The 22,821-nt window shown below is 60.7% G+C and carries 22 protein-coding genes; 7 read left to right on the top strand and 15 right to left on the bottom strand.

Annotation, left to right across the window (positions count from 1 at the left end; translation table 11 throughout):
* Positions 1-34: 34 nt before the first annotated feature.
* The gene (locus tag GL286_RS03725; protein WP_170295029.1) at positions 35-538 is read left to right on the top strand and encodes a MarR family winged helix-turn-helix transcriptional regulator; all 504 of its coding nucleotides are present in this window, start codon (positions 35-37) and stop codon (positions 536-538) included.
* Between the two features lie 5 nt (positions 539-543).
* Here the strand turns inward: GL286_RS03725 and GL286_RS03720 are convergent, their stop codons facing one another.
* From GL286_RS03720 to GL286_RS03710, 3 genes are all read right to left on the bottom strand, one after another.
* Positions 544-1,200: a hypothetical protein gene (locus tag GL286_RS03720; RefSeq protein WP_155094173.1), complete on the bottom strand. Its 657-nt coding sequence runs from the start codon at positions 1,198-1,200 to the stop codon at positions 544-546.
* 82 nt (positions 1,201-1,282) lie between these two features.
* Entirely contained in the window at positions 1,283-2,107 is an 825-nt protein-coding gene (locus tag GL286_RS03715; protein ID WP_155094172.1) for a GNAT family N-acetyltransferase, read from the bottom strand.
* Positions 2,104-2,787, bottom strand: coding sequence for a GntR family transcriptional regulator (locus tag GL286_RS03710; protein WP_155094171.1), 684 nt, complete (start codon positions 2,785-2,787; stop codon positions 2,104-2,106). The genes GL286_RS03715 and GL286_RS03710 overlap by 4 nt, the downstream gene beginning before the upstream one ends.
* Positions 2,788-3,018: 231 nt before the next feature.
* Between GL286_RS03710 and GL286_RS03705 the strand changes: the two genes are divergently transcribed.
* From GL286_RS03705 to GL286_RS03685, 5 genes are all read left to right on the top strand, one after another.
* Positions 3,019-3,993 (top strand): ABC transporter ATP-binding protein, encoded by a 975-nt coding sequence (locus GL286_RS03705; protein ID WP_155094170.1) that lies wholly within the window; start codon positions 3,019-3,021, stop codon positions 3,991-3,993.
* Positions 3,994-4,038: 45 nt separating this feature from the next.
* Complete coding sequence (locus GL286_RS03700) at positions 4,039-5,295, top strand: ABC transporter substrate-binding protein (RefSeq protein WP_155094526.1); 1,257 nt, start codon at positions 4,039-4,041, stop codon at positions 5,293-5,295.
* 65 nt (positions 5,296-5,360) lie between these two features.
* Complete coding sequence (locus tag GL286_RS03695) at positions 5,361-6,221, top strand: ABC transporter permease (RefSeq protein ID WP_155094169.1); 861 nt, start codon at positions 5,361-5,363, stop codon at positions 6,219-6,221.
* A gap of 1 nt (position 6,222) precedes the next feature.
* The gene (locus tag GL286_RS03690; protein WP_155094168.1) at positions 6,223-7,041 is read left to right on the top strand and encodes an ABC transporter permease; all 819 of its coding nucleotides are present in this window, start codon (positions 6,223-6,225) and stop codon (positions 7,039-7,041) included.
* Positions 7,041-7,703 (top strand): aspartate/glutamate racemase family protein, encoded by a 663-nt coding sequence (locus GL286_RS03685; protein WP_155094167.1) that lies wholly within the window; start codon positions 7,041-7,043, stop codon positions 7,701-7,703. The genes GL286_RS03690 and GL286_RS03685 overlap by 1 nt, the downstream gene beginning before the upstream one ends.
* On the opposite strand, the gene aspT is transcribed toward GL286_RS03685, so the two are convergent.
* The 11 genes from aspT to GL286_RS03630 all read right to left on the bottom strand — a co-directional run bounded on the left by aspT (position 7,700) and on the right by GL286_RS03630 (position 20,002).
* Positions 7,700-9,379, bottom strand: coding sequence for an aspartate-alanine antiporter (gene aspT / locus GL286_RS03680; RefSeq protein WP_155094166.1), 1,680 nt, complete (start codon positions 9,377-9,379; stop codon positions 7,700-7,702). The genes GL286_RS03685 and aspT overlap by 4 nt on opposite strands.
* 283 nt (positions 9,380-9,662) lie before the next feature.
* Entirely contained in the window at positions 9,663-10,625 is a 963-nt protein-coding gene (locus GL286_RS03675) for a dihydrodipicolinate synthase family protein (protein WP_155094165.1), read from the bottom strand.
* Between the two features lie 686 nt (positions 10,626-11,311).
* Positions 11,312-12,016, bottom strand: coding sequence for a GntR family transcriptional regulator (locus GL286_RS03670; RefSeq protein WP_155094164.1), 705 nt, complete (start codon positions 12,014-12,016; stop codon positions 11,312-11,314).
* Positions 12,017-12,053: 37 nt separating this feature from the next.
* Positions 12,054-13,082 (bottom strand): trans-3-hydroxy-L-proline dehydratase, encoded by a 1,029-nt coding sequence (locus tag GL286_RS03665; RefSeq protein ID WP_155094163.1) that lies wholly within the window; start codon positions 13,080-13,082, stop codon positions 12,054-12,056.
* Between the two features lie 11 nt (positions 13,083-13,093).
* Positions 13,094-14,785 (bottom strand): cis-3-hydroxy-L-proline dehydratase, encoded by a 1,692-nt coding sequence (gene lhpI / locus GL286_RS03660; RefSeq protein WP_155094162.1) that lies wholly within the window; start codon positions 14,783-14,785, stop codon positions 13,094-13,096.
* Entirely contained in the window at positions 14,782-15,783 is a 1,002-nt protein-coding gene (locus tag GL286_RS03655) for a 4-hydroxyproline epimerase (RefSeq protein WP_155094161.1), read from the bottom strand. The genes lhpI and GL286_RS03655 overlap by 4 nt, the downstream gene beginning before the upstream one ends.
* 4 nt (positions 15,784-15,787) lie before the next feature.
* Entirely contained in the window at positions 15,788-17,032 is a 1,245-nt protein-coding gene (locus GL286_RS03650) for an NAD(P)/FAD-dependent oxidoreductase (protein WP_155094525.1), read from the bottom strand.
* A gap of 54 nt (positions 17,033-17,086) precedes the next feature.
* A complete protein-coding gene (locus GL286_RS03645) occupies positions 17,087-17,809 on the bottom strand; it encodes an amino acid ABC transporter ATP-binding protein (protein ID WP_155094160.1) in 723 nt (240 codons plus the stop codon).
* Positions 17,802-18,455, bottom strand: coding sequence for an amino acid ABC transporter permease (locus tag GL286_RS03640; RefSeq protein WP_155094159.1), 654 nt, complete (start codon positions 18,453-18,455; stop codon positions 17,802-17,804). The genes GL286_RS03645 and GL286_RS03640 overlap by 8 nt, the downstream gene beginning before the upstream one ends.
* Before the next feature lie 10 nt (positions 18,456-18,465).
* Positions 18,466-19,131 (bottom strand): amino acid ABC transporter permease, encoded by a 666-nt coding sequence (locus GL286_RS03635; RefSeq protein WP_155094158.1) that lies wholly within the window; start codon positions 19,129-19,131, stop codon positions 18,466-18,468.
* A gap of 67 nt (positions 19,132-19,198) precedes the next feature.
* Positions 19,199-20,002 carry an ABC transporter substrate-binding protein gene (locus GL286_RS03630; RefSeq protein ID WP_155094157.1) on the bottom strand — a complete coding sequence of 268 codons (804 nt, stop codon included), beginning with the start codon at positions 20,000-20,002 and terminating at the stop codon, positions 19,199-19,201.
* A gap of 284 nt (positions 20,003-20,286) precedes the next feature.
* Here GL286_RS03630 and ilvD point away from each other — a divergent pair, with 284 nt between their 5' ends.
* A complete protein-coding gene (gene ilvD / locus GL286_RS03625; protein ID WP_155094156.1) occupies positions 20,287-22,122 on the top strand; it encodes a dihydroxy-acid dehydratase in 1,836 nt (611 codons plus the stop codon).
* A 42-nt stretch (positions 22,123-22,164) separates the two neighbouring features.
* Here ilvD and GL286_RS03620 read toward each other — a convergent pair whose 3' ends face one another.
* Positions 22,165-22,788, bottom strand: coding sequence for a TetR/AcrR family transcriptional regulator (locus tag GL286_RS03620; protein ID WP_155094155.1), 624 nt, complete (start codon positions 22,786-22,788; stop codon positions 22,165-22,167).
* Positions 22,789-22,821: the final 33 nt, after the last annotated feature.

Raw genomic sequence — 22,821 nt, 5'->3', positions numbered from 1 at the left:
GCACATAAAATTGCGCACGATCATGAGGGCCCCGATGGAAGATGCAGAAGAACAGGTCGGGATTGCCCAGATTTCGGCCGCGATGGCGCGGTTCCGCGTTCTGATCGGGCGCCGCGTGATCAGCCGGCTGGCGCTAAGGAATGTCGCGCCGACGCTGGATGTGTCCGATCTGGACGTTCTGATGCTGATCCCTTCTTCTGCGAACAAGGCGGCGGCCGAGGTCTCGGTCGGGGATATCGCGCGGCACCTGCACATCGACCCGTCGCGGGCCAGCAGGCTGGCCGCGGCAATGGTAGAGCAGGGGTTTCTGATCCGTGCGGTCTCGCAACGGGATGCACGTCGGGCCGTCCTACAACGCAGCGCGACAGGAGATGAGATATTCGTCGAGATACGACGGGTCAAGACCGAGTTGATCCGCGAAATCGTGGGCGACTGGCCCGAGGAACGGGTCAGCGCCTTTGCCGAAAGCTTCGAGGATTTTACCACCGCACTTGAGCAGAAATTGCTTGCTGCGCATGGCGATTGCCCGACGTCTTGATCGCGTTATTCGTCCTCGATCTTGTGGGGCAGGCCCATTCCCCCCATCCCACCCATACCGCCGCCACCTGATCCGCCTGCGCCCCCGCTTTTTCCGCCGCCCGAGCTTTCTTTTTGCGTCGAGCGGCCCGATCCGCTGATCGCGCGCGCGGGGCCTTGGGCCGGTATTTCGGCATCTGCGGGCACCGGAGCCAGATCCAGCGCCTTGCGGATGAAATCGCGCAGTGAAACGACAAGTTCGGCGGTATGGATTGGCCGACCCGCAGCCATTTCGGCGGCCGCACGGCTGGCGAGGCGGATCTGGTCCTCGGTCCCCAGCAGGATGATGTCGGAAAGCGCAGCCTCGACGGCATCGCGGATACGTCTTGTCCGGTCCGAGCCCGTCAGGGTCAGTTCCATTCCCTCGATTGCCTCAAGCTGGCGCAACTCGCGCAAATGGGTCGGATCGACGTGAAGCTGGCCGGTAAACGAGCCACCAAGCGCCTTATAGGCCGCGATCAGGGTCCGAAGGCGTTCGTTGATCTGGCGGTTCATGCGTTGCTGCCGTTGCTGGATTGTCAGCAGCATGAGAACGCGGATTCCAACTCCGACAAGGGTGAAGATCGCAAGCCCGAGCAATGTGGTGAATACGCCGTGCCACGAGCTGAAGTCGAAATATCGCATCGCGGCGTCCTTGACTGCGGATGGTAACACAAGCCTGCTTGCTGGCATGGGCCTTCGTCAATGCCGAAGCGCCGGATCGGGTTCAGCCAACCTCCATCGTGGCGATGGCTTGCAGGTTTGGTCCCGCGACGGGTGCAGGTCCGCGAAACATCCGCGCGGTGGAAAAACCAGGCGAAAAACCGTGCGCAATCAGTCGGGCGCGAAACCCCACCGCACTGTCAGGCAGGTCGATTGCAACGCTGTCTGCAGGGCAGACAGACAATGCGGCTTGCGCAAGGACCAGCGCCCGATCCGCATCGGGCGCAACCAGTGGTCCGATCTTGGCCCCCTCACGGCATTTTCGAATGGTGACAAAACCCTGCATCTCGGTGTCGATCAGGGTCGTCCGCGTCGTCGATGGCAGAAGCCAGGCCCCTAGAAACTCAGGTCGCGCGTAGCCGTTCGCGTTGGCGTCGAGTTGCAGGATCGCCGCGTGATCATTGGTGTCAGCGCATCGGATGATGCGATCCGGCCTGCCGGCCAGTCGGCCCGAATAGCGCGATGTGCTACCCACCAGCACGAAGCCCGAGCGGGCATAGTTCGCTTGCTGCGCTGCAACCCCGTCAAGGCCGACCGTGCGGGTTCCGGCGTGGGACAAAGCGTGCTGCCAAAGTCCAAACCCGATGCCACGACCTCGGAACTCGCTGCGGCACAGGTAAAGTCCCAGAAATGCGAGATCAGGATTGTGGTTCACAACCGAAATGGCCGCAACGATTTTCCCGTCCGACTTGGCGACGAAAAATCCTTGAGGATCAGCGCGATAGAAAGGCGTCGCGTCATCCAGCCCTGGATTCCAGCCCTCGGCGGCTGCCCAATCCAGCACAAGGGGCAACTCGTTGGCGGTCATATTGCGATAGCGGACAGTCATGCCCCCAGTGCCTCGCGCAGCGAAGTCGGAACGGCATTGCGGTCGCGCAGGTCAAGCGAGGTCATTAGCGACAACAGATGCTCTTTCATCAACTCCTCGGCCCGTTGCCCGTCATGTGTCGCCAAAGCGCGAAGCAGCGCATCGTGGGCATGGCTTTCGCACAGGGCCGCGCGTCGTTGCCAGTAAAGGGCGATGACCAAGGATGATCGTGCCACAAGCTGGGTGATATATTCGGCGATGGTGTCCTGATCGGCGATCCGCGCGATCTCGACATGGAATTGCCCCGAGAGATACAGCGCGCGCCCCGCCGAGCCGTTTTTCAGCGCATCGTGCTCGGCCTCGATATGGCTTTGCAGCAGTTGGATGTCTGCAGGCATGATCCGTTCGGCAGCGGAACGTGCGGTGCGCGGCTCCAGCAGTGCGCGGGCCTCGAAGACCTCGCGCGCCTCGCGGATGCTGGGTTGGGCGACGAAAGCGCCATGATTGCGTTTCAACTCGACAAGGCGACTGTGGGACAGGCGCTGCAAAGCCGCGCGGACGACCGTGCGCGACACGCCGAAGATTTCGCCGACCTCGTCTTCGGACAACTTCGATCCCGGAGCAAGGCGGTGTTCGTGGATCGCGTGGGCAAGCGAGGCAGCGATCGCCTCGGCGCTGTTGTCTTTATCGGGCAGAGCCATCGGATGCCTCCTGTTTCCCATCTAACTGATGATGCGGGCTGGTACAGACAAGATCCCGTCGTCGGACACATGATTGTATACGATATTGGATGAAATTCTGGGCGGCAGCTTTTCGGCTGCGATCAAATCCTGCGCAGAGTCACAAAACCCGGCGATGAACGGTCGAATAATCCTGTCCCGCAGCGGATTCGTCGCAGTCTTGGCGCATCAGCCGGACTTGAAGGATTGCCCATGCGGACCCCGAATGATCTTGAGCTTGCCAAGCTGACCAAACGCTACGGCGACACCGTGGCCGTCAACGGCATCAGCCATCTTTTCGCTCCGGCAAGTTATGTTTGCCTGCTTGGTCCCTCGGGCTGCGGAAAGTCCACCACGCTGCGGATGATCGCGGGGCATGAAAGCGTCTCTGACGGCAATATCGTGCTGGAGGGGAAAGAGATCGCGCATCTGCCGCCCGCGCAGCGCGGTACGGCGATGATGTTTCAAAGCTATGCCCTATTTCCGCATCTTTCGGTGCGCGACAACGTGGCCTTCAGTCTGAAAATGAAAGGCGTGGACAAGGCGACCCGCTACGCCAAGGCCAATACGCTGCTGGAACTGGTTGCGATGACGCATCTGGCCGACCGTATGCCCGCCCAGCTTTCCGGCGGTCAGCAGCAGCGCGTGGCTCTGGCCCGCGCCTTGATCACCGAGCCGCGCGTATTGCTGCTGGACGAGCCGCTATCGGCGCTGGACCCCTTCCTGCGCATCCGCATGCGCGCCGAACTGAAACGCCTGCAGCGCGAACTTGAGATCACCTTCATCCATGTCACCCACGGTCAGGACGAGGCGTTGGCTTTGGCCGACGAGGTTGTCGTGATGAACAACGCGGTCATCGAACAGGCCGGCCCCCCGCGCGAGGTCTGGGGCAAACCCCGCACCGAATTCGTCGCGCGTTTCATGGGCGGCCATAACGTCGTGACCGTTGACGGGGGCCGTTATGCCATCCGCTCGGATGTGATCCGCATCGGAGCCGAGGGCCTGCCCGCAACCACGACGGGCGTTGAATATCAGGGCGACCGTGTCGCCGTCACAACCCGCACCGCTGCTGACGAGGAAATCGTGGCCCTGATGCCCGAGGACGCCTTTTTCACCCAGCCGATCAATCCGGGCGATGCTGTTCAACTGGGCTGGGACGCCCGCTGGCAGCACCTGCTGGAAGCCTGAAAAACCACCAAGAAGAACCAACAGAGAGGAAATACCGTGTCCAGAATGAGATTTTCCCGTCGTTCTTTGCTCAAGACCGGAGGCGCCGTGCTGGCCGCATCGGCCTTGCCCGCGCCGATGATCTGGGCGCAGGAAATCAAGGACGTGACCCTGCGCCAATTCGGCACCGGGGTCTCGAACCTGAACGAGGTGGCGCAGAAGGTGAAAGAGGATCTGGGCTTCACGCTGGAAATGACCGCGCTGGACAGCGACAGCGTCACCCAGCGCGCCGCGACCCAGCCCGACAGCTTCGACATCGCCGATATCGAATACTGGATCTGCAAGAAGGTCTGGCCGACCGGCAACTTGCAGGCGATGGATACCAGCAAGATCAAGAATTACGACAAGATCATCGGCATCTTCAAGGACGGCAAGCTGACCCCCGAAAGCGTCATCGCGCAGGGTACGGCACCGCATACGGTGGGCTTCGTCGAGGGGCCGGACAGCAAGGCATTCGCCAAGGAACAGACGCAATGGATGACGCTTATCCCGACCATCTACAACGCCGATACCTTGGGTATCCGTCCTGACCTGATCGGACGTCCGATCACCAGCTGGACCGAACTGCTGAACCCCGAGTTCAAGGGCAAGGCCTCGCTTCTGGATATTTCCTCGATCGGGATCATGGACATGGCCATGGTCTGCGAAGCCATGGGCGAGATCAAATACGGCGACAAGGGCAATATGACCAAAGAGGAGATCGACAAGACCATCGCGATCTTCACCGAGGCCAAGAAGAACGGCCAGTTCCGCGCCTTCTGGAAGTCCTTCGATGAAAGCGTGAACCTGATGGCGTCGGGCGAGGTGGTGATCCAGTCGATGTGGTCGCCCGCCATTACTGCCGTCAAGACCCGCGGCATTCCCTGCGTCTACCAGCCGCTGAAGGAAGGTTATCGCAGCTGGGGCGGTGGCATTGGCCTGTCGAAATCGCTGAACGGCATCGCTCTGGATGCGGCCTATGAATATATCAACTGGTACTTGTCCGGCTGGGTCGGCGGCTTCTTGATGCGGCAGGGTTACTACTCGGCCGTGCCGGAGACGTCCAAGGAACACATGACCCCGAACGAATGGGGCTATTGGTTCGAGGGCAAGCCCGCAGCCGAGGACATCGCCAACCCATTCGGCGATGTCATGGCCAAGGCCGGAGAAAGCCGCGATGGCGGTTCCTTCTACGACCGGATGGGTGCGGTCGCCTGCTGGAACTCGGTCATGGATGAGAACCAGTACATGGTTCGCAAATGGAACGAGTTCATCGCCGCTTAACGGACCTCATGCGAAGGCGGGCCTTCGGCCTGCCTTCGTTTCCCGCCCTGCCCAAAGGCTTGTCAATGAAATCCGCAAAATCCGAAACGCTCAAGGGCTGGGCGCTGGCCCTACCGCTGCTGGTCGTGCTGCTGGGATTCCTGCTGCTGCCGATTGTCATGATCACCATCGTCAGTTTCTGGCAGGCAACCGAATTTTCGATCATTCCGGCGTTCTCGCTTGAGAACTATGAATTTTTATTCGGGTCGTCGGTGACCTACAAGGTCTTCTGGGCGACGTTCCGCTATGCCCTGATCACTTGGGCGCTGACCTTGTTGATCGGTTTCACCGTCGCCTACTATCTGGCTTTCCATATCCGGTCGAGCAATGTCCAGACGATCCTGTTTCTGGTCTGCACGATCCCGTTCCTGACCTCGAACATCATCCGCATGATCTCGTGGATACCGTTTCTGGGCCGGAACGGCATCGCCAACCAGACCCTGATCGGAATGGGTGTGATCAATGAACCGCTGGAATGGCTGCTCTACTCGGATTTCTCGGTGATCCTCGCATTCGTGCATCTTTACACGCTGTTTATGATCGTCCCGATCTTCAACACGATGATGCGGATCGACCGATCGCTGATCGAGGCCGCGCGGGACAATGGTGCATCCGGTCGGCAGATCCTGACCAATGTGATCCTGCCGCTGTCCAAGCCCGGAATCATGATCGGTACGATCTTTGTGCTGACGCTGGTGATGGGTGATTTCATTACCGTGCGGGTCATGTCGGGATCACAGGCGGCCAATGTCGGGCGGTTGATCTCGAACGATATTTCGCTGCTGCAATATCCGTCAGCCTCGGCGACCTCGGTCGTATTGCTTGTCACCGTGCTGCTGATCATCGGCACGCTGATGCGCTTTGTGAACATCCGCAAGGAGCTTTGACATGGAACCCCGTCCGCGCAGCTTCTATTGGCTGACTGCCTTCTTTATCCTGTTCGTGATCTTCCTGTACGGCCCGACGATCACCATCGGCATTCTCAGCTTTCAGGGCCCGCAGGGCGGGCTGACCTTCCCGATGAATGGCGTCTCGACCTACTGGTTCCACAATCTGTTCGAGCAGCAGGCCGTGGGCGACATCTGGGGTGCGTTCCGCCGATCATTCGCGCTGGGTCTGATGGTGATGGTGGCTACCGTGGTCATCTCGGTCATGGCCGGTCTGGCATTCCGCAAGAAATTCGCGGGCTCGGGCGTGTTGTTCTATCTGACGATTGCTTCGCTGGTGATCCCGTCGATCCTCGTGTCGCTCGGGGTGGGGCTGATCTTCAATCAGGTCGGAGCCAAGGTTTATTGGGCGACGTCGGGTTTCGGCGCGCAACTGACATGGACGCTGCCATTCGGCCTGTTGATCATGTTCGCGGTGTTCAACCGCTTCGACAAACGCTTCGAAGAAGCTGCCCGCGACCAAGGCGCAACGGCTTGGCAGACCATCCGGCACGTCGTTCTGCCGATCATCGCGCCTTCGGTCATTGGGGTGGCGCTGTTCGGCTTCTCGCTTTCCTATGACGAGTTTGCGCGCACTCTGCTGACGGCGGGCAGTCACAACACATTGCCGCTCGAGATCTTCGGTATGACGACCAATGTCACCAAGCCGGTGATCTATGCACTGGGGACGCTGACCACGGTCTTTTCGCTGGTGATGATCCTCGTGTTTCTTGGCACGCTTTGGATCTTGGGAAAACGTCGCGCGCGGCGGGCCAGCTGATGCGGCTTCTGTACCTTAACCCGAATTCATCCGAACATATGACCACAAGCATTGTTGACGTTGCCCGGAAAACCTTGCCTCGGGCCGAGATCATTGGCTGGACCAACCACGGCGCGCCGCCTGCGATCCAAGGCCCCGAGGACGGGATGGCGGCGGTTTCGGGCCTCATGGCGCAACTGCCGGCGGCGAAGTCGCTTGGCGCGGACGCAATCATCATAGCCTGCTTCGACGATACGGGCTTGGAGGAAATGCGGGCAGCCGCGCATTGTCCGGTTCTGGGGATCGGTCAAGCCGCCTGTGCGACCGCGACATTGCTGGGTTTGCCATATGCGATTGTGACGACCCTGCAGGTCTCGGTTCCGGTCATCGAACAGAACGTTCACCGCACGGGGTATGGCGGGCTTTGCACCTCGGTCCGGGCGTCGGACCTGTCGGTGCTGACGGTCGAAGCGGGCGGTGACGCGGTCTGCAATCGTTTGGCCGAGGTCATCCGCGATGCTGCCGATACCGAGGGCGCGCAGGTCGCCATTCTGGGCTGTGCAGGAATGGCAACGCTCAAGCCGAAGCTTGAGCATTTGGTTTCGTTGAAACTGATCGACGGGGTAGAGGCTTCGGCCCATCTTGCTGCCGCGATGGCGTCGATGGGCCGGACCGGTTCCTAGCCGGTCAGGGCAAATGCAAGGTTCACAATCACCGGTCCGGTCAAGGGAAGCAGGACGTTCGCGACGGCATAGGTGACGGTGTAGCCGATCACCGGCGTAGTATTTCCGGCCTGATTGACCAAGGCGCTGATCGCGGGCGTACTGCAATGCTGACCGGCAATCGCGCCCAGCAGGATCGGCATCGGCACTTTCATGAGCTTCGCACCGATGAAGAGCGATACGAATGCAGGCGCAATCGACAGCAGGATACCCAAAATGGGGAAGACCAGACCGTATTCCTTGATCAGTTTGATCGCATCCGGCCCGGCCCCCAGCCCGATTGCCGCGATGAAGGCCGCTAGGCCGAAATCCTTGGCAAAATGGGCCGCTGCTTCGGGGAAAGCGCCGTGGCGAGGAAACCGCATGTTCAGCCAGCCAAACAGCAAGCCGGAAAGCAGCGCGCCGCCACCCAAGCCCAAGGTCAGATCCAGCGCACCCATCTTGAAGCTGAGATGCCCGATCAGCAGACCGACCACGATGCCAAGGCCGAGAAAGACGAAGTCGGTGTTCTCATCCGGAGGAAGAGGTTCGCCCAGTGCTGCGACAGCCCGCTTGACCGCTTCGGCGGGGCCGTAAAGCGTCAGGATATCGCCTTCTTGAAGAATTGTTTTGGGCAGAGCAGGGATTTCATGCCCCATGCGGCGGATCTGGGTCAGGAAGATGCCGCGCTGTTCCTCGGGATTGGCAAGACGGCGCAAGTCGCGCGATTCATGGCCAAATGCCTCGCGGCGGGTCAGGATCACCTCGTCCGAAACCAGCGGGAAGCCCACGCCTTCTGACAGCGGAACCTCGCGGCCCAGCATTTTTCCGGCTGCGATCAAGGTGCTGCGACGACCGCGCAAAACGACGATGTCGCCGGGTTCGATGACGAAGTCCAAATCGGCCAACAGCAACTGATCGCCGCGTTTGACCGCATGGATGACCACGGTCCAGTGACGGGTTTCCTCGAAGTGTCGCGGGGTCTGTCCAGCCAGTTCACCTGCTTCGAAGGCGCGTTCGACGATGACGGGCAAGGCCCCGATGTCGCCGCCTTCCTCATCGCCGCTCAATGTGGCAGCCAGTGCCTCGGCTTCGACCTTGAGATTGCGGCCCAGCAAGGCAGGCGCGATATTGGTGACAAAAATCACGATGGAAATCAGGCCGAACAAATAGGTCAGGCTGTAGGCCGTCGCGATATTGGCCAGCATTTCCTCGGATTGGACGGCAGGAAGATCCAGTTTCGAGATCGCCTCGGACGCCGTTCCCAGCACCGCAGATTCCGTTGCCGAGCCTGCGAAAAGCCCTGCTGCCGTTCCGGCATCCAATTGGAAAAACGCCACCGCAGCAAGCGTCAGGCTAAGCGCGACGATGACTTCGATCAGGGGAAACACGGCATAGCGCGCGCCACCCCTGATGTTTGAAAAGAATTGCGGTCCGGCGGTGAAACCTAGCGCGTAAATGAACAGCGCGAAGGCCACGTTTTTCAGTTCGTTCGGGATACGGACGCCGAACTGGCCAAAGGCCAGCGCCACGAAAAGTGTGCCGCACACCCCGCCAATCGCGACAGGGCCAATCCGCAAGCGACCGACCAGATGTCCAAGGCCCAGGCATATGAAAAGCGCGGCTACAGGATCGGTGAGATAGGAAATAAGTGACATGATACCCGTCTGATAAGATGGTTCAGCCTTCGCGGAGAAGGGAAGCATGTCGGGACGGATTCACGCAAGGAGGTTTTCAATCGTTATGTCTGATTTCGGATGCCCGTGGTAATTCTAGGGCCGGTTGCAGGATGGCGTGTCGCTTTGATCAACATCGATCATGAACAAATCGACCGACCTCTGCGGGAAGGGCAGAGGTCGGTCATTTTTATGGCGTCACTTCAGCCGGAGAAGCGGGTATCCGCTTGCCGTCGGCTTATGCGCTGCGTCGGGGATTTCCCTGTCAGGCGGCGTATTTCTGGACCGCTCCGGGTTGGCGCGACCAGTCGGCATACCATGCGTCGAAAAGACCTAACTGCACTTCGGCATAGCCGCGCTGGCTGTCCGACAGAGCGTCGGTTTCGTTGAAGTGAAGGGTGTATTCCGGGTTTCCTTTGAGCACCATCATATGCTTGAAGAAAAGCACCAGATCCGGACCTTCGTCGAACGACGACAGGACGGCGAGCGCGGCTTCCAGTTCCAGCGCACGCTGGCGGGCCTCGACGTCGCCACGCGCCGCGGCTTGCGACAGCGCGACCAGATGCAGCACTTCCTTGGGCAGGACGCAGCCAATGCCCGTGATTGCGCCGGTAGCGCCGCAATTGACAAAGCCGTGGAACACGCAGGTATCGACGCCGATCATCAGCGTGACCTCGTCATCGCGGCTGGTGATGTTTTCTGCGGCGTAACGCAGATCATCCGGCCCGCCGAACTCCTTGAAGCCCACAAGGTTCGGATGCTCGGCGCGGAGCGCGAAGAACAGATCGGCGCGCGTCGCAAATCCGTAATAGGGGCTGTTATAGATAACCGCCGGAAGGTCCGGAGCAGCGGCAAGAACCGCCTTGAAGTGGCTGCGCTGCGCCGCGACCGAGGGGCCGCGCGACAGTACACGCGGAATGACCATCAGGCCCTGCGCGCCGACCTTCTGGGCGTGAGCCGCCAGAGCCACCGCTTTGGCCGTATTGATCGCGCCGGTTCCGACGATCACCGGAACACCGGCTTTGACCAGACGCTCGACGCCTTCCATCCGCTCTTCATCCGAGATCAGCGGCCAGTCGCCCATTGATCCGCAATAGACCACAGCCGCCATGCCTGCCGCGATCAGTTCTTTGCCCTTCCGGACCAGAGCATCGAAATCAGGAGTGCGATCTTCTTTGCACGGGGTCATCAACGCCGGCATGCAGCCGGAAAAGATCTGGGCGTTCATTCAGGGTCTCCTGTCAGCATTTGCAAAGGCCGCGCAAACACGCGATTCGGGTAGTATTCTCGACAACAATATACGTTGTATTTTATTTGTCGACAAGATTTGAGCGATGAATTGAAAAGCCCGCCAGCGCGTTTGCGTGGCGGGCCAAGTGCATGGAAGTGTCTGGTCAATGACGGGGCGGGGTTAGTTCACCAAGCGCAAACCGAGGCTCGGTCGTTGACCCAGCAAGCCCCGTCTTGTTTCAACTCGCCCAGATTTGTGTGTGCGTGCCCTGCATACGGTTCTTCGTTCCAGTAGCCCAAAGCCCGACCGGGCGTTTCGATACGGACTGCGGCAAAATACATCCCGTTTCGCGCCATGATATTGAAAGATCCGTCGTTGCCTCGCGGATCGAATTTACAGGGCGCGTTGATGTATTCCTCGGCGTCGATAACGAGTTTGCACTTAACGATACGGCCTTTGCCTTCAGCTGTCGCAGTATGGGCCGACCAAATGCCGCAAATGGTAAGTATAGCGAGGAAAAGTGCCTTGTACGTGGCGCGGGTGAATAGGTGAAAGTTAAACAACTTCGTCTCCGAATAGGAAATGCGGGAATCCAAGGGTATCGTATAAGTAATTAGATTAACAAATTGAAATTTATATAAAATATTGAGATACTGATCGTCCGGATCAGCCGTGCTACGGGTTCACAGCGCGATTTGCTGACGGCGGTCGCGCGAGATCATCTGCCGGATCTGCTGGACGATCTGGTCGGCATGCTGGCTGGACAGGCGATCGGCCGTGTCGATGTCGTGGGCCTCGATCGCGGCGATGATGTCCTCGTGCTCGTCGACATATTGCTGGGGCAGGCGATCATCGAAGGACGAATAATAAAGGCGCAACATCCGTCGCCCTTCGTCCAGAAGCCGGTTGAACAGGCCTGTATAATAGGGGTTGCGGCCAGCCTCGGCTATGGCTGCGTGAAACTCGCGGTTGGTGGCGATCATGGCCAGTGCATCCTGATCGGCGACGGCACGGGCGAATTCGGCCTGATGGGCGCGGATGATCGTCAGATCGGCCTCGGTCCGGTATTCGGCAGCTAGGCGACCGGTCACGCGATACATCAGCGTCAAGGCGTCAAAGAACGTGTGCAGGTTCAGGAAGTCGATATTCGACACCACGGTCGAGCGGTTCGGCAAGGTCGTCACTAACCCTTCGCCAGCCAGCCGGACCAAGGCCTCGCGGATCGGAGTGCGCGACATCGACAGGCGTTCGGCCAGCTGGATTTCGTCGATCGGGCTGCCCGGAGGCAGCACCAGATCGATAATATCGTCGCGCAGGATCTCGTAGACGAATTTTACCCCTTCGCCACGCTTTCGCTCGGTTGTCGGGGCCGGGGTTTTCTTGGTCATGGACACGTTTCCTGTCGCTGGGGTTCTCATGCTGGAATTAGCGTGCGCCCCAGCTATCTGCCAGCCTGTAGCCCTGCGGCCAAGGGTCAGAGGGGTCGAGCAAGTGTTGATGAATGCCGGTGATCCACCCACGTCCCGAAATCTCGGGGAAGATCGCAGGGACGTCGCCGACTTTTGTGGCACCAAGGATGCGGCCCTGAAAGGTCGAGCCGATCACCGAGACGGCAGTCAGCGTGTCATCCAGCCCCATCTGGCCGCGGGCATGAAGCACGGCCATCCGCGCCGAAAGCGCCGTCCCCGTCGGAGAGCGGTCAACCTTGCCCGGTTGAATGGCAACGGCTGCCTTGGCGCGCAGACCATCGGGGCCGCGCTCGACCGGTCCGGCAAACAGACAGAACGAGAAGTGCTTCCAGTCCGGCAGGGTCGGATGGTGAAAGGCCAATTGCTTGTTCGCGGCGTCGGTGATCCTGACGCCAAGACGTGCGATGTCATGGGCCTCGTCGGCCTCCAGCCGGAAGCCCATCGCCGCTGCGTCCACAATGACGAAACTGTCGCCTCCGAATGCGGTATCGACCGTCAATGTGCCCAGTCCCTCGACCTCGAGTTGCGCGTCGAGTTCGCCTGCAAAGCTTGGCAGGTTCTGGACATAGATGCGTTCGGCCTTGCCATTCCGGCAATCGGCGCGAACGCGAACAAGCCCCCCCGGAGCCTCAAGCACCATTTGCGTGACGGGTTCCTGCATCGGGACCAATCCGCCATCCAGCAGAACCGTCGCGACGCAGATCGAATTCGATCCTGACATCGGCGGCGTATCTTCGGGCTCCATGATGATGAAAGCGGCGTCGGCCTCGGGGTGCTTTGGCGGGACCAGCAGGTTCACGTGGCGGAAGACCCCGCCGCGGGGTTCGTTCAGGACGAAGTTGCGCAGCGCGTTGTCCTTGGCGATCCAGCGGCTTTGCTCCCAGACCGTTTCGCCGGGTGGAGGCAGGACGCCACCCACGATCACGTCGCCGACTTCCCCTTCGGCATGTGCCGAGATCACATGGACGGTTTTGCTGCTGCGCATCGTTTCCTCGTTCAGTTCTGGTGTTTCAGCCACGTGGGAAGGCGAGAGGGCGCGCGTCCGGACAGCGCCGCGGCAACGCAATCCGCGATGCTGCCCAACCGCAATGCACGTCCTGACAGACCCGGCCCGTAATGGGCGTATTTGCCGGAATTGGTCATGACCGTGCGGGCGCTTGGTGGAAAGACCGGCTCGGTGATCGAGCACCAGCACAGGTCAGGCACAATCTGCACGCCGCTACCGACCAGGGCGTCGAATGTCCCGTCCGCCTTGGCATCCGTGATCACCGCGCGTCCGGCGGTTACGATGACCGGAATCCGCACTTTTTGTCCTGCCAACGCGTCGGCCAGTTTGCGGCATTCGTTCAACGAGGCATGTGGACTTCCTATCGCGATCAGGTCGATGTCCTCGGGGCCTTGATTGAGCAGCGCCCAGCCTTGGGCCAGATCGTCGATGCCGATCCTGATGCGTGGAATATCGGAGGCTGCGGCACATGCAGCCTCGGGAGTGATGCCTTCGATATGCAGCATAGGGGCGGCGGAGGTGGTGCCGAATGCTGCGCAGATCGCTTTCAGATCGTCGGGTTGTGGGTGGCTTTCGGCCAAGCCGCAAAGCAGGGGGATCCGGTCCGGCGCAGCTTTTCCCGCGATGTAGCCGATCAGCGGCCAGATGGCGTCATCGGCTTCGGGCGGAAGATCGAAGTCCAGCGCCACGGCTGCCTTGCGGGCCGCATCCAGATAGACACCTGCCAAGGGGGCGCGACCCGTCACCGCCATGCAGAATTCAAGGAAATCCGGATGTTTCGGACTCCGCGCGCCCAGCACGCTATTGGCATAGATGACGGCATTCGATTCCGCCCAAGCGATGCTTTCACCCTGTTCGGGCGGGGCATCCAGCAGATAGGGCGCGCAGGTGAAACTGGGTCTGCACCCCATACGAACATAGGCGTCGGCCAGCCTCGAGGCGGGATCGCCGAAAACAGGGGGCACGCCTTGGTCGCGCCAGTTCTTCCGGTCGACCGAGATCGCGTTCATCGTGGTCGGAACGCGGACCTTGGCTCCCAATTCCTCCATCTTCTCGGCGAAGATCAGATTGGCGGGACTGGCATAGATGCAGCCATCGACATGCCCGCGCGAGATATCTGTCAGCTCGGTCGCGCCTTGCTGCACGGCCATGCCGCAAATGATCCGCATGGCCAGCGCGGCGGCGGCACCATCGCGACCATCCGCAATGGCGAGATCGTCTTCGGTCAGGTGCAGTCCCGAATGGGCATCCGGCGCGATATCGACGCGCAGTTCTCCGGCGATGATGGCTTCGGCCTCGATCCGCAGTCGCGGCTGGCGCGAAAGCTGGTCCAACTCGTCCCGAGTTACACGCAGCACCGGAAGTGCGCGATCAAACATCTCGACCGCGATCATTGCGCCCAATGTCGCGACGTCTTCGGGCTCGGAAAAGATCAGGGCTGCCGGAGCCTTTCCATTCAGCACCATGTCAAGGATCACGCCGGAGCCGGTGCAGGACCCCCGACTTGTCGGCATCAGCAGGACAGTTCCCGCGATTGCCGCGCCATGATTGGGGTGGCGGGCATCTATGATCCGCGCCGTTGCCGGATCGACGCCACCCCAGAAGCTTAGCCCCTCGGCCAGCGCAAGGACCGGACCTTCGGCCTGACCTGCAAGGATACGAAGGGCGGGTGCGTTGCTCATTTCACCACGAAGCCATGGGCGAAGGGATCGCGGTCGTCGATGAAGATGGTGTTATAGCCCGTCATCCGCGCCCAGCCTGCGATAGAGGGGATGATCGCGGGGCGACCCGCGACAGTCGTTTCGGCCTCGACGCGGCCCTTGAACAGGCTGCCGATGATCGATTCATGAACGAACTCATCGCCTGCCTTCAATTTGCCTTTGGCGGCGAGTTGCGCCATCCGCGCCGAGGTTCCCGTTCCGCATGGCGAGCGGTCGATGGCCTTGTCGCCATAAAAGACCGCGTTGCGGGCATGGGCACCTTCGACAGTCGGCGCGCCGGTCCATTGGATGTGGGACAACCCGTTGATCTCGGGATGTTCGGGGTGGATGAATTCGTATTTCGCGTTCAGCGCAGCGCGCAGTTTGGGTGACCAGCCGATCAACTCGCCTGCCGTGTGGTCGGCCATATCGCGGAAATTCTTTTGCGGCTCGACAATGGCGTAGAAATTGCCGCCATAGGCCACGTCCACGACGACTTCGCCCAGTCCTTCGACCTCGGCAGTCAGTTCTTGCGAATGCAGGAAGCCGGGGACGTTGGTCAGGCGGACTTCCTCGACGAAGCGGCCCTCTTGGCGGTAGGTGATATCGACTTTGCCGGCAGGGGCGTCGATCGACAGTTTTCCCGGTTCGCGCGGCTGGATCAGGCCGTTCTCGATCGCCATGGTGATCGTGCCGATGGTGCCGTGGCCGCACATGGGCAGGCAGCCCGAGGTCTCGATGAACAGCACGGCAACGTCGCAATCTGGCCGGGTGGGCGGATACAGGATCGAGCCCGACATCATGTCGTGGCCACGCGGCTCGAACATCAGGCCGGTCCGGACCCAGTCGAATTCACGCAGGAAATGGGCGCGTTTCTCAAGCATGTTCGCGCCGTCCAGACGGGGCCCGCCCCCCGAAACGAGGCGCACAGGGTTCCCGCAGGTATGCCCGTCGATGCACGAGAATGTATGGGTCGTCATGGAATTAGAACCTTTGCGGCGAGAAAGGAGTCAGATTGATGGCCGGAGCCCGAGCGGTGACCAGATCGGCCACCAGACGGGCCGTTCCGGCGGATTGGGTCAAACCAAGATGTCCGTGGCCAAAGGCATAGATGACGCGCGACGTCGCGCGGGAATGGCCGATGACGGGCAAGCTGTCCGGTGTCGAAGGGCGGAAGCCCATCCATTGCTTGCCGCCTGTCGTGTCGAGATCGGGCAGGAAGGATTTTGCCTTGGCCAGCATCATCTCGGAACGTTTGAAGTTCGGCGGCAGATCCAGTCCGCCAAGCTCGACCGCCCCGCCGACGCGGATGCCGGTCGAAAGGCGCGAAACGACAAAACCATGACCGCCAAAGGTGATCTGCATCCGCAGATCCAGCGCCTCGGGGGGAAGGGTGGTGTTATAGCCGCGCTCGGTTTCGAGCGGGATTTTCTCGCCAAGACTGCGCGCGATATGGTGCGAATGGGCCCCCGCGGCAACCACGACATGCCCCGAGGTGCGAACGCCGTCGATAACGACCCCGTCTTCGACTGGCCGTAGCATTGTGGCTGCGCTTTGTTCGATCACGCCACCAGCAGCAAGGAAACGCTCGGCCAAGGCCAGCGTGTACAGCTTGGGGTCCGCAATGGAAAACCAGCCGGGGGTGAAGGTGCCCTTGATGAAGCGCGGATCCAGCCCCGGCTGCAACTCGGCCATGGCTTCGGCATCGAGATGCCGGAATTCGATCCCGTGACGCTCCTTTGCTTGCCATCCTGCCAGCGATGCCTGGAATTCTGCGTCGCTTTCATAGACCTGCAGATTGCCGTCCTTGCGCAACATTCCCAGCGTGTTCGACGCCGCAAGGAAGGGTGCGAGTTCGGCCTTCGACAGGTCCATCAATGCCGTCTGTGCCGTCGTTGAACGCGCGACCTGTGCGGGTGAGCAAGCGCGCCAGAAACGGTACATCCATGGCGCGATCTTCAGCGCGTAGGACGGCGGCACCGAAAGCGGCCCGAGCGGGTCTAGCAGCCATTTCGGAGCTTTCCTGAGCAGACCGGGCGAGGCAAGCGGAAGGATATCGGTGAAGGCAAAGGCCCCCGCATTGCCCGCCGACGCCCCTGCGGCGGGGCCTTCGCGGTCGAGGACGGTGACGGACAGCCCTCGCGCTTGAAGCGCCAAGGCAGCAGACAGGCCGATGACACCCGCACCGATCACGATGACATCGCTTTGCGGCGAAGCTTTGCCGCGCATTTCGGGATATCGGTCAGACGAGGACGGCGGGTTCATGGTCGAAGGCATTCCGGCTCAGTGGGTCGCAGCAAGGAATTTTTGCAGTTCGGGGTCTTTGGGTGCGCCGAACAATTCCGCAGGAGCCGCAATCTCGGCCATGACGCCTTTGTGGAAAAATGCCACACGATCAGAGACTTCACGGGCAAATTTCATCTCGTGGGTGACACAGATCATCGTCATGCCTTCCGAGGCGAGCATGCGAAGGGTGTCCAGCACCTCACCCACCAGTTGCGGGTCAAGCGCCGAAGTCACCTCGTCGAAAAGCATGTAATCGGGTGACATCGCAAGCGCGCGGGCGATGGCCATACGTTGCTGCTGTCCCCCCGACATGCGCGAAGGATAGGTCTTGAGTTTGTCTGCAAGGCCGACATGGGTGAGTTGCTTGACGGCCATCGCCTCGGCCTCGGATTTGGCCATGCCAAGCACCTTGCGCGGTGCGAGCATGACGTTTTCCAGCACGGTCAAATGCGGGAAGGCGTTCCATTGCTGAAAAACGATGCCGATCTTTTGCCGCAGTTTGTTCAGGTTGGTGGCTTTGGCGTGAACCTCGGTCCCGTCGACAAGGATGCGCCCCGAGTCGATGGGTTCCAACCCGTTGATACAGGTCAGCAGCGTCGATTTACCCGAGCCGGAGCCACCGATCACGGTCACGACCTCGCCTTTCTGCACGGTCAGGTCGATGCCCTTGAGGACTTCGAGCGAGCCGAAGGATTTGCGGACGTTCTGGATCTCAATCATTGGGGGACCACCGTTTTTCCAGGTACCCGCCAAGCCGGGCGATAGGGAAGCTGAGAAGGAAATAGATCAGGCCGCAGATCGACAGGATGAACAGCGGTTCTTGAAGACGGGTGACAAGCACCTGCGAAGCGCGCAGCAATTCGATCAGACCAAGCCAAAGGACAAGCGATGAGTCCTTCATCACGCCGAGTGTCAGGCCGATCCATGACGGCAGCGCGATCCGCGTTGCCAGCGGAGCGACGATGAAACGCATATCCTGCGCCCATGTCATGCCAAGCGATCGTGCCGCACGGCGGGTCGTCGGCGGGACCGAGTCGATGGCGCCGCGCACGATCTCGGTGCAATAGGCGGCGGTGTAAAGCGACAGGATCACGCAAGAGGTGGTGAATGGCGCCCAGCCCAGTTTCGCGATGGACTGGAATGCATTGCCCAGCACAAGCTGGATCAGCAGCGGCACCGAGCGGAAGATGTCCAGCAGGAAGGTCAGTGGAGCGGCCCACCACGGCCCGATCTGCACCCGGATGACGCCGAAGATGACACCCATCAGCGTCCCTGCCGCGACCGAGACTCCGGTGACGGCCAGTGTCATGCCCGCGCCCTTGAGCAGGAACAGCAGATCGTTCGCGGTCATTGCGGTATCGAACATGCGGGCCTCCTTAGTAGCGGAACATGCGCCAGGCGATCAGACGCGCGGCAAGGGTGACGACCTTGGCGATGGCGTAATAGATCACGGCAGCGATTGCGAAGAATTCGAAGGTCCGGAACGAACGCGCGTTCAACTCCTGCGTGACTCCGGCAAGGTCGGTATTCATCCCGACAGTGACCCCAAGCGAGGTCATCAGGATCGCCCAAACCATCTGGTTGGTGATTGGCAGAAACGCCACGCGCAGCATTTGCGGCAGCACGATCAGCCGGAACGCTTGAATCGCGGACATGCCCAGCGAGCGGCCTGCACGGGTCTGGGTGTCCGGAATGGCCTTCAGCGCGCCGCGAAAGTTCTCGGCCAGATAGCCTGCGTTGTTAAAGGCGATGCCCGCCAGAAGGGCAGTGAAGGGGCTAAGGTGGATGCCGAAGCTGCCCAGCCCGAAATGCGCCATATAGATCTGGAACAGCGCGGGGGTGTTACGGGCGATCTCGATCCAGGTCCGGGCAAAGCCTGACAGGATGCGGCTTCCCGACAGCCGGAAAAGGGTCAGCAACAGGGCGAAAGCCAGCCCGATGGCCATGGACAGCAGCGCGATCTTAAGGGTGACCAGCGCACCATCCAGCATCTGGGGCAGGGCCTTTAGCGCCTGATTCCAGTGGAAAGTATAATTGAACATCGGCGTTTCGCCCCTGATCGCGGGCAACCGGCACGGATCGTCCCATGCCGGTCACCGGGCCGTCAAATCAGCGATAAACGCCCGAAACAGTCAGGTCGGGCAGGTCGCCGCCAACCCATTTTTCGTAAAGCTCGGCGTAGCGGCCGGTCCGGACCTGTTGGTTCACGAACAGGTTCAGGTAGTTGATCAGGCCGTATTCCTCGCGGTTGGTGAACAGCGCGACATAATCGGTGTCGAAGGGTGCCTTACCGACCACGGAGATGCCGGGGAAGTTTCCGGTCTTGACGTTGGCCTGTGCCACGGTCGAGGTCGAAACGGTGGCGTCGATCTGGCCCTGGCTCAGCGCAAGGAAGACGTCAGCCTGCGTCTGGTAGGGACGGAATTCGCCCTCACCCCATTCCTTGACCTGCTTTTCCAATGCGATCGCCTCGAAAGTGCCAGCGGTCGCACCGACGGTTTTGCCCTTCATCCCCTCGAACGAGGTGATGCCGGCCTTGTCATTCGAGGTCACGGCCATTTCGAAGGCAAAATAGGGGACGGACATGCCGACGGTCTTGGCACGCTCTAGCGTGTCCGAGGTCGAGGCAACGCCGACATCGACGCGGCCCGACATCAGCGCGGGAATACGTTCGGGGAACGGAGTTTCGACGATTTCGGCGGTGACGCCAAGCGCGGCGGCCAAATCGTTGCAGTAATCGACGTCGAACCCGACCGGAGTGTTGTTCGCATCGCGCGAGCCCATCGGCGGGAAGTCCAGCACGACGGCGCAGCGCAGCGTGCCCGACGAGATGATGTCGTCAAGCTTGTCGGCAAGCGCGGGGCCAGCAAGCGCGGTCGTCAGGGCCGCAAGAGCGAGAACCTTGGTCTTCATGTCTTTTCAACTCCCGTGTTGATGTTCCGGTCTTTCTGACCGATTCCACAAATTGTATCCTCCCGGTCGACATGAAAATCAATTAAAAAATACATAAAGTATACAATGAGTCTACTTTGCTCGAAGTCGAACGTTTTCGGTCAATTCGAGACATAAAATTTCGTTGAATGGGCTGATAACGACGCAAAAAGCGATTCGAGGCACTGGCAACTGGTCGGTCAAAGATGGTAACCCTGCGGCAGACAGGACCGCGAGCGGTCCGGATCCATACGGGAATTTCGAAAATGCCAGCCTATCGCTCTCGCACGACTACTCATGGCCGCAACATGGCAGGGGCGCGCGGCCTCTGGCGGGCCACGGGTATGAAGGACGGGGACTTCGGCAAGCCCATCATTGCCGTCGTCAACAGCTTCACCCAATTCGTGCCCGGCCACGTCCACTTGAAAGACTTGGGCCAACTCGTCGCGCGCGAGATCGAGGCTGCGGGCGGCGTCGCCAAGGAATTCAACACCATCGCGGTCGATGACGGCATCGCCATGGGCCATGACGGGATGCTTTATTCGCTGCCCTCGCGCGAGATCATCGCCGACAGCGTCGAATACATGGTCAACGCCCATTGCGCAGATGCGATGGTCTGCATCTCGAACTGCGACAAGATCACCCCCGGCATGCTGAATGCGGCGATGCGCCTGAACATCCCCGCCGTCTTCGTCTCGGGCGGCCCGATGGAGGCTGGCAAGGTCGTCCTGCACGGCAAGACCCATGCGCTGGATCTGGTCGATGCCATGGTCGCCGCTGCAGATGATTCCGTCTCGGATGAGGATGTGCAGGTTATCGAGCGCTCGGCTTGCCCGACCTGCGGCTCCTGCTCGGGCATGTTCACCGCGAACTCGATGAACTGCCTGACCGAGGCGCTGGGTCTGTCGCTGCCGGGCAATGGCTCGACGCTGGCGACCCATGCCGACCGCAAGCGCCTGTTCGTCGAGGCTGGCCACCTGATCGTCGACCTTGCCCGCCGTCATTACGAGCAAGAGGATTACTCAATCCTGCCGCGAAATGTCGCGAACAAGAAGGCGTTTGAGAACGCCATGTCGCTGGACATTGCGATGGGCGGCTCGACCAATACCGTTCTGCACATCCTTGCCGCCGCGCATGAGGGCGGAATCGATTTCGACATGAGCGATATCGACCGGCTGTCGCGCAAGGTGCCGTGCCTGTCGAAGGTCGCCCCGGCCAAGCAGGACGTCCACATGGAGGACGTTCACCGCGCTGGAGGCATCATGGCGATCCTCGGGCAGCTGGAGCGCGGCGGTCTGGTCCATCGCGACACGCCGACCGTCCATGCGCCGACTTTGGGCGATGCGATTGATCGCTGGGACATCTCGCGCACCGACAGCGAAACGGTCCATAAATTCTTCAGCGCCGCGCCGGGCGGGATTCCGACCCAAGTGGCCTTCAGCCAAGAAGCGCGTTGGGAAACGCTGGACCTTGACCGCCAGAACGGCGTGATCCGCTCGGTCAACTCTCCCTTCACGGCGGACGGTGGCCTTGCAGTGCTGAAAGGCAATATCGCGCTGGATGGCTGCATCGTGAAAACCGCAGGCGTGGACGAGTCGATCCTGAAATTCACCGGCCCCGCCGTTGTTTATGAAAGTCAGGACGCGGCGGTCAGCGGCATCCTGACCGGCAAGGTCAAGGCGGGCGATGTGGTCGTCATTCGCTACGAAGGGCCGAAGGGCGGTCCGGGCATGCAGGAAATGCTGTATCCGACCAGCTACCTGAAATCGAAGGGTCTGGGCAAAGCCTGTGCGCTGATCACTGACGGGCGCTTCTCGGGCGGGACTTCGGGCCTGTCGATCGGCCATGCCTCGCCCGAGGCCGCGCAGGGCGGAACGATCGGTCTGGTGAAGAATGGCGACATGATCGCCATCGACATTCCGAACCGCACCATCAACCTGCTGGTGGACGAGGCCGAGCTGGCGACCCGCCGTGACGAACAGGACAAGCTGGGCTGGAAACCGGCCGAGGTGCGCAAACGCAATGTCACCACCGCGCTGAAAGCCTATGCGGCATTTGCGTCCTCGGCTGACAAGGGCGCGGTCCGCATCCTGCCGGAATAAAGGAACGGAACTTGCCCGCGTCGCATCGGTCGCGGGCAAGGCTCAGGCGGCATAGGCCGTCAGGAACAATGCGACCCGACGGTCGATATAGCGTTCCAGATCCTCGCTCGACATCGGCGGCATCATCAGCAGCGCGCGGCGTTGCTGACCCGAGATGACCAGATCGATGAATTCCGCGCTGGCCGCCCCGCAATCCTCGATGCGAAGATCGCCGCGTTCGACCCGCTGTGCGAGATAACCGGCAAGAGTATGGGCCGAGCGCATCGGCCCTGCCTCATAGACCTTGCGTGCAAGATCGGGGAATTTCTCGCCCGTGCCGATGACCATGCGCATGGCGCTGAGGACTTCGGATTGCAGCAGGCGGTTCACCATCTGCCGCGCAATCTCGCGCAACTGTTCCTCGACCGAGCCGCCGCCCGATCCGATCTGGCGCATGATTTCCTGCATCCGTCCGCATTCGCACAGGACCAGCGCCTCGAACATCGTCTCTTTGCTGTCGAAATAGACGTAAAGCGTCCCTTTCGATACGCCGGCGCTTTTCGCCACGTCCTGCATCGAGGCCGCCTCGAACCCTTTGGTCAGAAACATCCGCCTTGCCCCATCCAGAATTTGCTGGCGTTTGGGGCTGTCGTCGGTCGGTGTGGCGGTTTCGGCAATCTCGGTCATATTCGTCCAATTCCAGATTGTGGAAGCATTTGC

It is taken from the genome of Paracoccus aestuariivivens (assembly GCF_009711225.1).
Lineage (GTDB): Bacteria > Pseudomonadota > Alphaproteobacteria > Rhodobacterales > Rhodobacteraceae > Paracoccus > Paracoccus aestuariivivens.
Note: the sequence above shows the minus strand (reverse complement) of the source record. Positions and strands in the feature narration are given on the sequence as shown.